At 69.4% G+C, this 13,976-nt stretch carries 11 protein-coding genes, 1 tRNA gene and 1 pseudogene; 11 read left to right on the plus strand and 2 right to left on the minus strand.

Annotation, left to right across the window (positions count from 1 at the left end; translation table 11 throughout):
• Positions 1 to 156: 156 nt before the first annotated feature.
• From HHX33_RS36640 to HHX33_RS36650, 5 genes and pseudogenes are all read left to right on the plus strand, one after another.
• A complete protein-coding gene (locus tag HHX33_RS36640; RefSeq protein WP_259402974.1) occupies positions 157 to 315 on the plus strand; it encodes a hypothetical protein in 159 nt (52 codons plus the stop codon).
• Positions 316 to 323: 8 nt separating this feature from the next.
• The gene (locus tag HHX33_RS36645) at positions 324 to 620 is read left to right on the plus strand and encodes an ROK family protein (RefSeq protein WP_310741571.1); all 297 of its coding nucleotides are present in this window, start codon (positions 324 to 326) and stop codon (positions 618 to 620) included.
• A 388-nt stretch (positions 621 to 1,008) separates the two neighbouring features.
• Positions 1,009 to 4,767 carry a ThuA domain-containing protein gene (locus HHX33_RS28930; RefSeq protein ID WP_182877375.1) on the plus strand — a complete coding sequence of 1,253 codons (3,759 nt, stop codon included), beginning with the start codon at positions 1,009 to 1,011 and terminating at the stop codon, positions 4,765 to 4,767.
• 199 nt (positions 4,768 to 4,966) lie between these two features.
• The gene (locus HHX33_RS28935; protein ID WP_182877376.1) at positions 4,967 to 5,560 is read left to right on the plus strand and encodes an OmpL47-type beta-barrel domain-containing protein; all 594 of its coding nucleotides are present in this window, start codon (positions 4,967 to 4,969) and stop codon (positions 5,558 to 5,560) included.
• An 89-nt stretch (positions 5,561 to 5,649) separates the two neighbouring features.
• A pseudogene (locus tag HHX33_RS36650) lies at positions 5,650 to 6,711 on the plus strand (ThuA domain-containing protein).
• A 170-nt stretch (positions 6,712 to 6,881) separates the two neighbouring features.
• On the opposite strand, the gene HHX33_RS28950 reads toward HHX33_RS36650, so the two are convergent.
• Positions 6,882 to 6,955 (minus strand) — tRNA-Pro (locus tag HHX33_RS28950).
• A gap of 89 nt (positions 6,956 to 7,044) precedes the next feature.
• Between HHX33_RS28950 and HHX33_RS28955 the strand changes: the two genes are divergently transcribed.
• Positions 7,045 to 7,491, plus strand: coding sequence for a hypothetical protein (locus HHX33_RS28955; RefSeq protein ID WP_182877379.1), 447 nt, complete (start codon positions 7,045 to 7,047; stop codon positions 7,489 to 7,491).
• A 96-nt stretch (positions 7,492 to 7,587) separates the two neighbouring features.
• Here HHX33_RS28955 and HHX33_RS28960 read toward each other — a convergent pair whose 3' ends face one another.
• Positions 7,588 to 7,929, minus strand: a complete 342-nt coding sequence (locus tag HHX33_RS28960; protein ID WP_111700664.1) for a DUF6458 family protein — start codon at positions 7,927 to 7,929, stop codon at positions 7,588 to 7,590.
• A gap of 118 nt (positions 7,930 to 8,047) precedes the next feature.
• On the opposite strand from HHX33_RS28960, the gene HHX33_RS28965 reads away from it, so the two are divergent.
• The 5 genes from HHX33_RS28965 to HHX33_RS28985 all read left to right on the plus strand — a co-directional run bounded on the left by HHX33_RS28965 (position 8,048) and on the right by HHX33_RS28985 (position 13,958).
• The gene (locus tag HHX33_RS28965; RefSeq protein WP_220502329.1) at positions 8,048 to 8,749 is read left to right on the plus strand and encodes a hypothetical protein; all 702 of its coding nucleotides are present in this window, start codon (positions 8,048 to 8,050) and stop codon (positions 8,747 to 8,749) included.
• Positions 8,746 to 9,753, plus strand: a complete 1,008-nt coding sequence (locus HHX33_RS28970; RefSeq protein WP_182877380.1) for a hypothetical protein — start codon at positions 8,746 to 8,748, stop codon at positions 9,751 to 9,753. Before HHX33_RS28965 ends, HHX33_RS28970 begins: the two co-directional genes overlap by 4 nt.
• 7 nt (positions 9,754 to 9,760) lie before the next feature.
• Positions 9,761 to 9,955 carry a hypothetical protein gene (locus tag HHX33_RS28975; RefSeq protein ID WP_111700666.1) on the plus strand — a complete coding sequence of 65 codons (195 nt, stop codon included), beginning with the start codon at positions 9,761 to 9,763 and terminating at the stop codon, positions 9,953 to 9,955.
• A gap of 284 nt (positions 9,956 to 10,239) precedes the next feature.
• The gene (locus tag HHX33_RS28980; protein ID WP_182877381.1) at positions 10,240 to 11,973 is read left to right on the plus strand and encodes an ABC transporter ATP-binding protein; all 1,734 of its coding nucleotides are present in this window, start codon (positions 10,240 to 10,242) and stop codon (positions 11,971 to 11,973) included.
• Complete coding sequence (locus HHX33_RS28985) at positions 11,970 to 13,958, plus strand: ABC transporter ATP-binding protein (protein WP_182877382.1); 1,989 nt, start codon at positions 11,970 to 11,972, stop codon at positions 13,956 to 13,958. Before HHX33_RS28980 ends, HHX33_RS28985 begins: the two co-directional genes overlap by 4 nt.
• The last annotated feature ends 18 nt before the right edge of the window (positions 13,959 to 13,976 follow it).

Below are 13,976 nucleotides of genomic sequence, written 5' to 3' on the forward strand. Positions count from 1 at the left end.
CGGGCGCGACGGTCATCGACGCTCCCGACGTCGTGGACGGAAACCTCGTCTCCTGCCGCGGCTGGCCCGACATGCCGCAGTTCGGCCGGGTGATGATGGAGGTCTTCTCGAAGTCCGTCAACTCCGCCTCGGCATGAGCACACCTGGCCTGTTCCGGTGACGACTCTTCGGACCGTCACAGTCGACGGCTCCCCCGTCCACGTCCTGGAGAGCGGCACCGGGCCCGCGGTGCTGATGCTGCACGGCTCCGGACCCGGTACGACCGGATCCGGAGCCTGGGCCACGACCGCACAGGCGCTGGCGACCGGCGCATGATGCAGGCGGTGGCGCAGGTCGGCCAATGGCTCGGGCTCGGCGGCTCGATCGTGGCCAACCTGTTCAACCCGCGACTGATCGTCATCGGGGGCTACTTCGCCTCGCTGGCGGAGTGGCTGCTGCCCCACGCGCAGGATCAGCTGCAGCGGCTCGTGGTGGCCGCCCCCGCCGCCCAGTGCCGATTCGTCGCCTCCACGCTCGGCTTCGGCGCCGCTTCCCGCGGCGCCGCGAGCATGGTGGTCAACCGGATCATCGACGACCCGACCACGATCATGGATTCACTACCCCGGCCGACAGCCTACTGACGGCCCCCACAGACCTGGAGGCGGCACCTCTCCAGCAACCCCTCGTATCCACAACCAACGCCAACAAGCGGCAACAAGCGCGGCGGCGCGCGCCTTGCCTGACGTCCCCCCGGTCAGGAAAGGGTTTCCCATGTCACCACGTCATCGAACGTGGGCCAGGCTGCTCGACGCAGCCCTGCCAGAAAACGGACGACGCCCGAGACGTCGCACCGCGACCACGATGGCCTTAGCCCTCACCGCCCCTTTCATCACGCTCCTCGCGACGCCGGTGAGCGCCGAGGCCCCCACGGCGGCTGAGCCCGCTTTCAGCGCTGCAGCGGCGCTGCTGCAGCCGTCCGCGTCTGCCGCCAAGGCCGCACCACCAGACGCCGGCTTCAAGGTACTCGTGGTGCGCAGCACCCAGGACGCGGTGTCGTCGGCCGGCCTGGCCGCGATCCGGGATGCGGCCAGGCCCGGTGATTTCACGGTCGTGGCGCCCGAGCCCGCTGACGTGGGCGACCATTTCACGAAGAAGAAGCTGAAGCAGTACCGCGCGGTCGTGTTCTTGGACACGGGTCACGCGAGCCCGCTCACGGACGCGCAACGCGCGAACTTCGAGAGCTACTTCCGCGACGGCGGCGGCTTCGTCGGCGTCGGCTCGGCGGTCGAGACCGACGAGTCCTGGTCGTTCCTGACTGACCTCCTGGGGACGCGTGCGTCCGGCAGGACCGACGTGCAATCGGGTGACGTGAAGGTCGCCGACCGCGTCCACGACGCGACCAAGGATCTGCCGCAGCTCTGGTCGCGGACCGATAACTGGTACAACTTCACGAAGAACGTCCGCGGTGTGTCACACGTCCTCGACACCGTCGTCGAGGACCCGTTCGGGCCGCAGCCGCAGGGCGCCAACCTCGACGGGATCGCCGGGGGCACGATGGGCGCCGATCACCCGGTCTCGTGGTGTAAGGACTTCCAGGGCGGCCGCTCGTTCTACACCGGCCTGGGCAACACGGCCGCGAGCTTCGACGCCGGCCTCACCAAGCACCTCAAGGGCGCGATCGGCTGGGCCGCGGGCCAGGCCGACCCGGTCTACAGCGATTGCGGCGCGACCGTGCTGGCCAACTACCAGCAGACGAAGATCGGCTCGCCGCCGAACCTGCAGGAGCCGATCGGCTTCGACCAGCTGCCGGACGGCCGCGTTCTGCAGACGGACCGCCTCGGCTCGCTGCGCATGCACGACTCGACCACGGGCGTCACCACGGTCGTCGCCAACTTCGCCGATCCGAGCCTGCCGATGACGCAGCAGATCTACTCCGCGGGCGAGGACGGGCTCTATGGCCCGGCGGTCGACGCCAACTTCGCGACCAACAAGTGGGTCTACCTCTACTACTCGGCGAAGGAGGTCACCGACGTCAAGCTGAGCGACGGATCGGTCGTCACCCAGATCACGCCGAACACCACCCCGCCGAACGTGGCGGCGTCCAAGACCGCGTGGGATCCGTACGTGGGCTATTTCCAGCTCAGCCGCTTCAAGTTCGTCGACGCCACCGACAGCGCACCGGCGCACCTCGACATGGGCTCCGAGCAGCAGATCATGCGCGTGCCGGTCAACCGCCAGGAGTGCTGCCACGTCGGGGGCGACATCGACTTCGACAAGCACGGCAACCTCTGGATGGTCACCGGCGATGACACGCCCGCAGGCGGCATCAACGCCGGCGGCTACGGGCCGTACAACTCGCAGAAGACCGACGAGCAGCAGACCGTGCGCGTCACCAACGCGACGGGCGGCACGTTCACGCTGACCTTCGAGGGCCAGACGACGGAGCCGATCGCGTGGAACGCGGATCGCGATGCGATCGACGCGGCGCTCGAGGCGCTCTCGAACATCGAGGCGGATGAGATCCAGACCAGCGGCGGCCCGGTCAACACGTCGAACGTCAACGTGTTCTTCCGCCGCGGCAAGCAGCAGTCCGATCAGCCGCAGATCACCGCCGACGGCGCCGGCCTGACCGGCACCGCCACGCCGGCGATCGCCACCAACACGGCGCAGGCGGGCGGCTGGTACCAGCGGCTCACCGGTGACTCGCGCCGCACCGCGCTGAACACCAACGACCTGCGCGGCAAGGTGCTGCGGATCAAGGTCAAGGACGGCGACATCTCCGCCGCCGACGCCAACAAGGCCGACTTCGGCTCCGGCACGGGTGCCTACTCGATCCCGTCGGGCAACCTGTTCCCGCTGGTCGCGGGCGCGCCGCAGGAAAAGACGCGGCCGGAGGTCTACGCGATGGGTTTCCGCAACCCGTTCCGGATCCAGGTCGACGAGAACGACGTGGCCTACGTCGGCGACTACTCGCCCGACGCCCAGACACCGCAGCGCTCGCACGGCCCGGCGGGCACCGGCCGCTACGAGATCGTGCGCAAGCCGTCCAACTACGGCTGGCCGACGTGCTACAAGCGCGACCTCGCGCACTACGAGTGGAACTTCCACGAGTTCGCGCCCGGCACCACCACCGCGGGCACGCCGCTGAACAACCCGCCTAAGAAGTTCGACTGCGACGGGCCGACGCAGCGCAACGACTCGCTGTGGAACATTGAGGGCGGTCCGACGGTCGAGCCGGGCCTGAGGGACGTCCCGCCGGTCACCGACCCGGACATCTGGTACTCCTACCGCGACAACAACACGAGCGCGCCGCTTGGCACCCCGTGCGAGGCCCAGTACGCGCCGACCCCGGGCCCGATCGCGCCCGGCTCGACGACCGAATGCCCGCGGCTGTTCCCCGAGCTGTACACCGGCGGCGTCGGTCCGCACGGGGTCACGAAGTACCACTACGACCCGGAGAACCCGAACCCTCACAAGTTCCCGCCGTACTACGACGACTCGGTGATCATCAGCGAGTGGACGCAGGACACGCTGCGCGAGGTCAAGCTCGACAAGCAGAACAACCACGTCCAGAAGATCAACAACTTCCTGGATTGCGGTAGCCGTGCGAACGCCGGGGCAGGCAGGTTCCGGTTCGAGTGCGACAACCCGATGGACTTGCAGTTCGGTTCTGACGGCGCGTTCTACCTGCTGACCTACGGCAACGGGTTCAACGTCATCAGCCCCGACGCGGGCATGTACAAGTGGGAGTACGTCAAGGGCAAGCGCGCGCCGAAGGCCGTGCTCACCACGGACCGCACCGACGGCTCAACGCCGCTGACCGTGAACTTCTCCAGCGCCGGCTCGCTGGATGAGGATCCCGGCGACTCGATCCGCTACGAGTGGAACTTCGGCGACGGCTCGGCGATCGAGACCGACCCGAACCCGACACACACCTACACGCGGTCCGGCCGCTACACGGCCGTGCTGACCGTGCTCGACTCGTCCGGCAAGCAAACCTCGACCAGCACCGTGATCACCGTGGGCAACACGAGCCCGACGGTGGTCGTCAATACGCCGGTGGAGGGCGGGACGTTCGCGTTCGGCGACGACATCCCGTTCTCGGTCACGGTCACCGACCCCGAGGACGGGACGGTGAATTGCTCCGAGGTGCAGGTGACGTTCGTGCTCGGCCACGACGCGCACGGCCACGCCGAGGAGTCCGTCAACGGCTGCTCGGGCGTGCTCCACACGGAGGCCGACGACGTCTCGCACGGCGGCAACGTCTCCGGCGTGATCCAGGCGCGCTACACCGACCACGGCGGTCCGGGCGGCGTTCCGCAGCTGACCACGACCGGCCAGCACCAGATCCGCCAGAAGCACCAGGAGGTGGAGTTCGTCGTCAACCAGTCCGGCACCAACACGGCGAACAACACCGACGGCGGCGCCGGCGTGCACCGCGGCAGCCTGGGCTCGGGCGACTGGCTCCAGCTCAACGGCCCATTCAACCTGACCAACATCGATTCGATCACGTTCCGCGTTGCGGACGCGGCGACCGGCCGCACGCCCGGGTCGCCGCTGGCGGCAATCGAGGTCCGTCAGGACTCGATCACCGGGCCGATCCTGACGACGGCCAACCTCGTGTCCACCGGCGGGACGGGAACCTGGACAAGCCAGACGTTCCCAGTCTCGATGTCCGGGACGCATGAGCTGTTCCTGGTGTTCCGCTCGGTCACGGGTGGCGCCACGGGCGGCAACCTGTTCAACCTCAACTGGGCCGAGTTCGTCGGCGCGGGCATCGGCACCTAGCGAACACGCCCGTGCCGACGAACCCGAGTTCGTCGGCACGGGCATCCGCACCTAGCGAACCCGCCCGTGTAGCGGCAAGAGGGAAGACACTCATGCGAAGAATATTTCGCACATCGGCAGTGGCACCTTCCTGACGGCGGCCGCACTCATCCCCGCGGCACCGTCGTGGGCACAGAAGACGACACCGCCGACGATCAACGTGGCGACGCTGTCGCCCTCTGCGCCGACCGGCCAGAACAACTGGTACCGCGGCCCGGTGACGCTGAACGTGTCCGCGACCGACGACGTCGGCATCGCCAAGTTCCAGTACTCGCTCAACGGCGGCACCGCCTACATCGACGTGCCCGTCGAGGGGGCACCGGCGTCGGCCACTGCGTCGGCGGTGATCACGCAGGAGGGCAACACCAGCGTCCGGTACCGCGCGGTCGACACGGCCGGAAACGTCGCGGCGTTCCGCTCGATCTCGGTCCGGATCGACACGCGCGCGCCGGCTGCATCGTACCCGGCGATCACCGACGGTCACGTCGGTCACGTCGCCACGCTTATCCCGACGCGCACGGACCCCGCCCCCGGCTCGGGCGGAGGGGCTGTGCTGAACATGTACCTCGACGGCAAGCTGGTCCCGCCGTTGCCGGTGCAGACCTCCGACCTGTCGCTCGGCGTGCACACGCTCGCGACGCCGGTTCGGCCAAGCGCGCGAGCCAGGTCCTGCACGAGTTCGTCTCGATCGCCGGCGACCAGATCGCGCCCGGCTCGGCCCGCAGCACACTCGTGGGCGATGCGCGTTACCTGATCGGCCAGCTCAACGGCCGGCTCGCGCCGGAGCCCGCGACGGGCCTCGAGTCTGAGCCCGCGGAGGGCCCGAAGTTCATCCCGGACCCGGTGCTCGCCCCGCTCCCGCACAACCCGGACGCCGGCTACAAGGTCCTGGTCTTCTCCAAGACGACGGGCTTCCGGCACGACCACATCCCGCACACCGTGGCCGCGATCCAGAAGCTCGGCATCGCGCACAACTTCAACGTCGACGTCTACGACCCGCAACTCCCGACCGTCACGCTGCCCACGAGCCCGTTCCTGAGCCTCGACACGCTCAAGCAGTACGACACGATCGTCTTCGAGTCCAACGTCGGGCACCCGGGCCCGCTCAATCCGATCACCGAGCAGCCGAACTTCGAGGCCTACATGCACCAGGGCGGCGGCTATGTCGGCATCCACGGCGCCGCCGACTCGTTCGAGATCGGCACCTGGCCGTGGTACGGCGACCTCGTGGGTGGGTTCTTCACCAACCATCCGAACGGCTAGAACGGGTTCGGCCAGTGCGGCAGCTGCATCCACACCGAGGTGGTGACCGAGGACAACACGCACCCGGCGACCGCGCATCTCCCTGACCGGTGGATGACTGTCGACGAGCTCTACAACTTCGACCGCAACATGCGGGCCGACGTGCACACGCTGCTGAGCCTCAACGAGGACAGCTACCAGCGCAGCCTCAACAGCGGCAACGCGGCCACCAACCCGCTGCGGCTGATGAACGGCGACCACCCGATCGCGTGGTGCCAGAACTGGGGCGGTGGCAAGGCGTTCTCGAACATCCTCGGCCACTTCCGGACGCAGTACTACGACGACTCGTTCATCTGGATCATCCTCGGCGGGATCGAGACGACCGCCGACCGCACGGGCGCCAACTGCTCGTCCTACCGCGAGACCAGCCTGCTGATCGAGGCCGACCGAGCGGCCGGCCTGCTGACCGCGGCCGCCGCCGATGCCGCCCTGGACATCGCGCGGGACAGCTACCTGGCAACCAACTACACCACCGCCATCCCGGCGCTGAACTCGATCGTCGACCTGGCTAACGACAAGGCCTCCGGCGACGCTGCGGCGCGTTCCGAGCTCGCGCGGCAGGCGCGCGCGCTGCGGGAGTGGATGCAGAACCTCAACCGCTGACCCGTTCACGCGGCGGGGGCGGTAGATCGCCGCTCCCGCCGCGCTGATGTGGACCGTCCATCTCGCTCGGTTCCGTGTCTATCGACGACAATCACTCAGTTGGTCACTCAGCAAACAGAAAAGGGCCCGTCTCACTGAAGAGATCTAGGCCCTGACCTGCTAAAAATCTGTCGGGACGGCGGGATTTGAACCCACGACCCCTTGACCCCCAGTCAAGTGCGCTGCCAAACTGCGCTACGTCCCGTGGCCCGGTCGCCCGGGCACATGCAAACCTTAGCGCAGTTTCCGGCTGTGTGCGTACATGACCGGCCGGGTGCGCCTAGGCTGGTGATCATGTCGAGGAAGACGCGCATCGACCAGGAGGAGCTCGCACGGCTGGCCGCTGAGGGATGGACGAACGCACGCCTCGCCGACCACTTCGGCGTGACGGAGTCGGGCATCCTTCAGGCGAAGCGGGCAGCGGGGCTGTCGAAGCGCATGACGGACCACAGCCGCGCTCTGCCGTGGACGCTCCGGCGTGAGCACAGCCAGAGCGGCCCGGCCACCAACCTGCGCAATCTTTCGGCCGTGGCCCAGGGCCGCCATATCCCTGCGGACAAGCTCAACACCGCCGTACGCTGGGCCACCCGGCTGGTGGACAACGGACTCGACATCGCGTACGACCCCGAGCGGGGCTTCCACGAGGTGCCCGCCGGAGCCGACTCCCATATCGCCCGGGTTCTCGCCGAAGCCCGCCGAGCCACCGAGCAGGCCCAGGAAGCGTCGGGCCAGACCCGCTGAGCGATCGGCCGGGCCCGGGAGGCGGGGACCAGGCCGGCAAGGGACCGTGACATCCGTGCGTCCACGCACGCGTCCCGGCAGGTCCTCGCGTACGGCTCACACGCCGTCGCGCGGAAGGGGTGTGGTCTCCTCGCGCACGTGGACGCGGCGCTCCCCCGGGTGGACGGTGCTGTGCGTCTCGGTCTCGCGCACGTGGGTGGTGTGCGGCTCGGCGGCCGGGTCCACGGTGTACATCGTGTCCGGCTCGATGGTCTCCACCGTCTCCTCGGCCACCCGCGGCCGACGGGTGTAGCGACTGGTGAGCACCATTCCGGCGATGCCCACGAGCATGAGAATCCACCCGATCATCTGCAGGTCGATTCCAGGAACGTCCCATTTGACGGCGAACGCGAGAACCGCGCCGACCGCGATGAAGGCGAGACTGGCCCCGAAGCCCATGGCAACCTCCTCTGCTGGTCAACGGCCCTTTACCCGCAGAATCCGCGATTACGCAATGCGTGAAGCGCGTATTCCCGGGCAGTGCGGATGAACAACGCACTCACCCCTGGAGGCAGATATGACCGCCGTAGCATGGGTGGCCGTCGCGATCGTCGCCGTGCTGGTGATCCTGGCAGTCGGCTACCTGGTGTCCGCGCGCAACCGCCGGCGCCACCTGCAGGACCGCTTCGGCCCCGAGTACGACCGGGCCGTACGGGAGAGCGACAGCCGCAAGGAGGCCGAGCAGGAGCTGCGCGCCCGTGAGGAGCGCCACGCCGAGCTGGACATCCGCCCGCTCGACCCGCAGACCCGGAACGAGTACTCGCGGAAGTGGACCGACGTGCAGGAGCACTTCGTCGACGCTCCCGGGTTCGCCGTGACCGAGGCGGACGCCCTGGTCACCGCGGTCATGGCGGAGCGCGGCTACCCCACCGACGACTTCGAGCAGCGGCTGAGCGACCTGTCGGTGGCCCACGCGACCACGCTGGACCACTACCGCAACGCTCACGAGATCAGCAGCCGGGCCGCCCGCCAGGACGCCACCACCGAAGAGCTTCGTCAGGCGATGGTCCACTACCGGGCGCTCTTCCAGGAGCTTCTCGGCGACGACGCCGACGCACCTGTCAGCAGCCGCGCGAACGGCCACGTCGGCACCCGTGTGAACGGCCACGGGGACGGCGCCGCGGGGAACGGCACCGCCCACACGACCGACGAGTACGACGACTACGACGGCGTCCGGGTGAACGGCCGCCGGACCGACGTGCGGAATGCGGGGCGATGACCATGCGGACGAACCGGTACGACCAGCGCGACGAAGTCACCGAGCAGCGCGACGAGATCACCGAGCAGCGCGACGAGGTCACCGAGCAGCCGACTCCCGAGACCCCCGAACCCCTGGAGGAGGAGGCCCGCCGCGAGCGGGCTCTCGATGACGCCAGGCGGGACGAGCACGAGGGTCCCGGCCCGGTCTACGCGCCCAGCGACGCCTACGTCGCCGGCTACCGGGACGGCTCGGTCCAGGACACCGCCGGTGACGCCGCGTACGGCGACGGCACGGTGCGGGACACCGTCGACGACCCTGACTACGCGAACCATGCGGACAGGGACGAAGCGGACCGCGCCGACGACCGCTACCGGGACGCGCACGGCCGGGCGGGCGACGACGTCCTCACGTCGTCCGACGAGTCGCTCCGTGAATCGCACCATGACTCACACCGGGACTCCCGCCGGGACGGCGTCGAGGGCGACGTCCTCGTCGCGGGCACCCCGGCCGGGTACGAGCCCGCCGGCTACTCCACCACCGGCGGCGACCACACGGCCGGAGCCCACGAAGACCGGCGGAGTCACGTGGACCACGGCGTCACCGGCGACGTGGCCACCCCCGGCGCGGACCGGGACGCCCTGACGCCCACGGGCACCGCCGCCGACGGGCCGGTGGCCTACCCCACCGGCACCACCTCGGACGGCACCACCCCGGACACCGCCGGAACCCTCGACGGACCGGTGGCCTACCCCGCCGCGACCACGAACGCCACCGGCACGGCGGCCGTTCTGGACGAGGCGCTGGAAGGCCGGTGGCGGGAGATCAAGTCGGGGTTCGTCGACGATCCCCGTCAGTCGGTCGAGCAGGCGGACGCGCTGGTGGAGGAGGCCCTGTCGGCCTTCACCTCCCGCCGTGAGGCACTGCTCGGCCAGTGGAAGGACAACGAGCGGGGCGACACCGAGGCGCTGCGCCTGGCCCTGCACGAGTACCGCACGTTACTTGCCCAGTTGACCCGGAAGTGAGGTAACAATGCTCGCCATCGCCGCGGCGGTCGTCTTCGGGATCGCCTTCCTCCTCGACCTCCTCAACGCGAGTATCGGCATCGGCATGACCGCGCTGATCGCCCTCGGCCTGTGCCTGCTCGCCCTGCACCAGGCCGGCGTCGGCACCGCGGGCGTCAACTCCTGGCGCGGCGGCTGGCGCGGCGGGCGCGTCCGCCGCTGAACCGGGCGCCCGCCCCTGGCCATACCCCTGTGAAGGACTCGGCGGGTCTCGCGGGAGACACTCCCGCGAGACCCGCCGGAAACCCGGTCGGTGACGGCCGGCCCGAACCTCGGCAGCGCCCCGTCCGGCAGCGCCCGGACGGCCCCGCCTTCTTCGCGGCAGACGAGCGATGGCCCTGTCCACCCCTGCCGGAAAACCAGGCGTGAGCGAACCAGCTGCTCATATACCGTGTTGCGCATGATTGCGCCCCTCCCGCGCCGCATCCCCCGTCCCGGACCAGAGCCGTGCTGAACCGGCTGCTCCGCGCATACCTGCGGCCCTACTCGCCCGCGCTCACCGCGGTCGTGCTGTTCCAGCTCGTCGGCACCATCGCCTCCCTCTACCTGCCGAGCCTGAACGCCGACATCATCGACCACGGGGTGGCCACCGGCGACACCGGCTACATCCTGGCCACCGGCGGCTGGATGCTGACCGTGTCCCTCGTGCAGATCGCCTGCTCGATCGCGGCGGTCTACTACGGCGCCCGGGTGGCGGCCGGGTTCGGCCGGGACGTCCGATCGGCGGTCTTCCACCGCGTGAGCGGCTTCTCCGCCCGGGAGGTCTCCCAGTTCGGCGCCCCCTCGCTGATCACCCGTAACACCAACGACGTGCAGCAGATCCAGATGCTCGTGGTGATGACCTGCACGATGCTGGTCGCCGCGCCCATCATGGGGGTCGGCGGCATCATCATGGCCCTGCGTCAGGACGTCGGGCTGTCGTGGCTCATGCTGGTCTGCGTCCCGGTGCTGCTGGTCTCGATCGGTTCCATCGTCTTCCGCATGGTCCCGCAGTTCCGCGCCATGCAGACCCGGATCGACACGGTCAACCAGGTGCTCCGTGAGCAGCTTGCCGGCATCCGCGTGGTGCGGGCCTTCGTCCGGGAGCGTGAGGAGACCCGCCGCTTCGCCGAGGCGAACGACGCGTTGACGGGGACGGCGCTGCGTGTCGGGCGGCTGACCGCGCTCATCTTCCCCACCGTGATGCTGATACTCAACGCCTCCAGCGTCGCGGTGCTGTGGTTCGGCGCCGCCCGGGTGGACAGCGGCGAGATGCAGGTGGGCGCCCTCACCGCGTTCCTCATGTACCTGATGCAGATCCTCATGTCGATGATGATGGCCACCTTCATCTCGATCATGATCCCGCGGGCCGCGGTCTGCGCGGAGCGCGTCGCCGAGGTGCTGGACACCGAGTCGTCGGTGCGTCCGCCCGAGCGGCCCGTACGGCACGTGGACCGCCGGGCCGAGCTGGAGTTGCGTGATGTCGAGTTCCGTTATCCGGGCGCGGCGGCACCGGTGTTGTCCGGTGTCTCCTTCCGGGTGACGGCGGGACGGACCACCGCCGTCGTCGGCAGCACCGGATCGGGGAAGACGACCCTGGTCTCCCTGGTGCCCCGGCTGTTCGACGTGACCTCCGGCGCCGTGCTGATCGACGGCGCCGACGTGCGCGACCTCGACCCGCGGATGCTCTGGACGCGCATCGGCCTGGTGCCGCAGAAGCCGTACCTGTTCACCGGCACGGTCGCGAGCAACCTGCGCTACGGCAAGCCGGACGCCACCGACGAGGAGCTGTGGGAGGCGCTGGAGGTCGCCCAGGCCCGCGACTTCGTCGAGGCGATGCCCGAGGGCCTGCAGGCGCCGATCTCCCAGGGTGGCACGAACGTGTCCGGCGGACAGCGGCAGCGCCTGTCCATCGCCCGCGCGCTGGTCGCCAAACCGGAGATCTACCTGTTCGACGACTCGTTCTCGGCTCTCGACCTCACCACCGACGCCCGGCTGCGCGCCGCGCTGCGCCCGTACACGGCCGGCGCGGCGGTGGTGATCGTCGCCCAGCGGGTCTCCACCATCGCCGACGCCGATGAGATCGTCGTCCTGGACGACGGCGTCGTCGCCGGTGTCGGCACCCATGACGAGCTGCTCGGCTCCTGCCCGACGTACGTCGAGATCGTCGAGTCCCAACTGACCGCGGGGAGTGCGGCATGAGCGACCGGCCCACGGCACCCGTACGACCGCGGCCGATGGGAGGCGGCGGTTTCGGGCCCTTCGGCGGCGGTCAGATGCCGGCGGAGAAGTCGCTCGACTTCGGCCCCTCCGCCCGGCGGCTGCTGCGGCGGCTGAGCCCGGAACGGCCGAGGATCCTGGCCGTCATCGGCCTCGCGGTGGTCAGCGTGGTGTTCTCCGTCATCGGCCCGAAGTTGCTCGGCCGCGCGACGGATGTGATCTTCAGCGGGGTGATCGGCGCCCGGCTGCCCGCGGGGGCGACCAAGGAGCAGACCGTGCGGGCGCTGCGCGCCTCGGGCCACGGCGACTTCGCCGACATGCTCGCGGGGATGGACGTCGTGCCCGGTCACGGCATCGACTTCGGCGCGCTCGCCACGGTCCTCGCGTGGGTCCTGGGGCTCTACGTGGCGGCGTCGCTGTTCATGTGGCTGCAGGGCCGGCTGCTGAACGACGTGACGCAGCGCACGGTGTTCCGCCTCCGGGCCGACGTCGAGGACAAACTGCACCGGCTTCCGCTGAGGTTCTTCGACGGTCAGCCGCGCGGCGAGCTGCTCAGCCGGGTCACCAACGACATCGACAACGTGTCCCAGACCCTGCAGCAGACGCTGAGCCAGTTGCTCACCTCGCTGCTCACCGTGGTCGGCGTGGTGGTCATGATGTTCCTCATCTCACCGCTGCTCGCGGTGATCGCCCTCGTGACGATACCGGTCACGATGATCGTCACCGGGCAGATCGCCAAGCGCTCGCAGAAGCAGTTCGTCGCCCAGTGGGCCCACACCGGCACGATGAACGCCCACATCGAGGAGGCGTTCACCGGTCACGAGCTGGTGCGGGTCTTCGGGCGGGGCCCGGAGGTCGAGGAGGTGTTCCGGGAGCGGAACGAGGCCCTGTACAAGGCGAGCTTCGGCGCCCAGTTCATCTCCGGGATCATCATGCCGACGATGATGTTCATCGGGAACCTGAACTACGTCGCCATCGCGGTCGTCGGTGCCGTGCGGGTCGCCGGAGGGTCCATGAGCCTCGGCGACGTCCAGGCGTTCATCCAGTACTCCCGGCAGTTCACCCAGCCGCTGACCCAGGTCGCCTCCATGGCCAACCTGCTGCAGTCGGGGGTGGCCTCCGCCGAGCGGGTCTTCGAGCTGCTGGACGCCGAGGAGCAGGAGCCCGACCCCGCCGCCCCGGTGCTGCCCGGCACCCGGCGGGGACGCGTCGAGTTCGAGCACGTGTCGTTCAGGTACGACCCCGAGCAGCCCCTCATCGAGGATCTGTCGCTGGTGGCCGAACCCGGGCACACGATCGCGATCGTCGGCCCGACCGGTGCGGGGAAGACCACGCTGGTCAACCTGATCATGCGCTTCTACGAGCTGGACGCTGGCCGCATCACCCTCGACGGCGCCGACATCACCGCGATGCGCCGCCACCACCTGCGCGCCCAGATCGGCATGGTGCTTCAGGACACCTGGCTGTTCGGCGGGACGATCCGCGACAACATCGCCTACGGCGACCCCCGGGCCACCGACGAGGAGATCCAGGCGGCCGCGCGGGCGACGTACGTCGACCGGTTCGTCCGCACCCTGCCCGACGGGTACGACACCGTGATCGACGAGGAGGGCGGCAACGTCAGCGCCGGCGAGAAGCAGCTGATCACCATCGCCCGCGCCTTCCTCGCCAACCCGTCCCTGCTCATCCTCGACGAGGCCACCAGCTCGGTCGACACCCGCACCGAGGTCCTGGTGCAGCACGCGATGGCCGCGCTGCGCAGCGACAGGACGAGTTTCGTCATCGCCCACCGGCTGTCCACCATCCGCGACGCCGACCTCATCCTGGTGATGGAGGCGGGGAGCATCGTCGAGCACGGCACCCACGACGAGTTGCTCGCCGCCCGGGGCGCCTACCACCGGCTGTACTCCGCGCAGTTCGCCGGCGCCCTGGCCGGTGACGACGCCACCGCCGCCGAAGTGGGGTGACCGGTCCCGGCCCGCTCC

The organism is Microbispora sp. H10670 (genome assembly GCF_014161385.1).
GTDB classification, from domain to species: domain Bacteria; phylum Actinomycetota; class Actinomycetes; order Streptosporangiales; family Streptosporangiaceae; genus Microbispora; species Microbispora triticiradicis.

Excerpts from the sequence above, each read along its gene's own strand:
- HHX33_RS28985 (WP_182877382.1), top strand. The coding sequence starts at position 11,970 with ATGAGCGACCGGCCCACGGCACCCGTACGACCGCGGCCGATGGGAGGC.
- HHX33_RS28970 (WP_182877380.1), top strand. The coding sequence starts at position 8,746 with ATGACCATGCGGACGAACCGGTACGACCAGCGCGACGAAGTCACCGAG.
- HHX33_RS28960 (WP_111700664.1), bottom strand. The coding sequence starts at position 7,929 with ATGGGCTTCGGGGCCAGTCTCGCCTTCATCGCGGTCGGCGCGGTTCTC.
- HHX33_RS28955 (WP_182877379.1), top strand. The coding sequence starts at position 7,045 with ATGTCGAGGAAGACGCGCATCGACCAGGAGGAGCTCGCACGGCTGGCC.
- HHX33_RS28975 (WP_111700666.1), top strand. The coding sequence starts at position 9,761 with ATGCTCGCCATCGCCGCGGCGGTCGTCTTCGGGATCGCCTTCCTCCTC.
- HHX33_RS28965 (WP_220502329.1), top strand. The coding sequence starts at position 8,048 with ATGACCGCCGTAGCATGGGTGGCCGTCGCGATCGTCGCCGTGCTGGTG.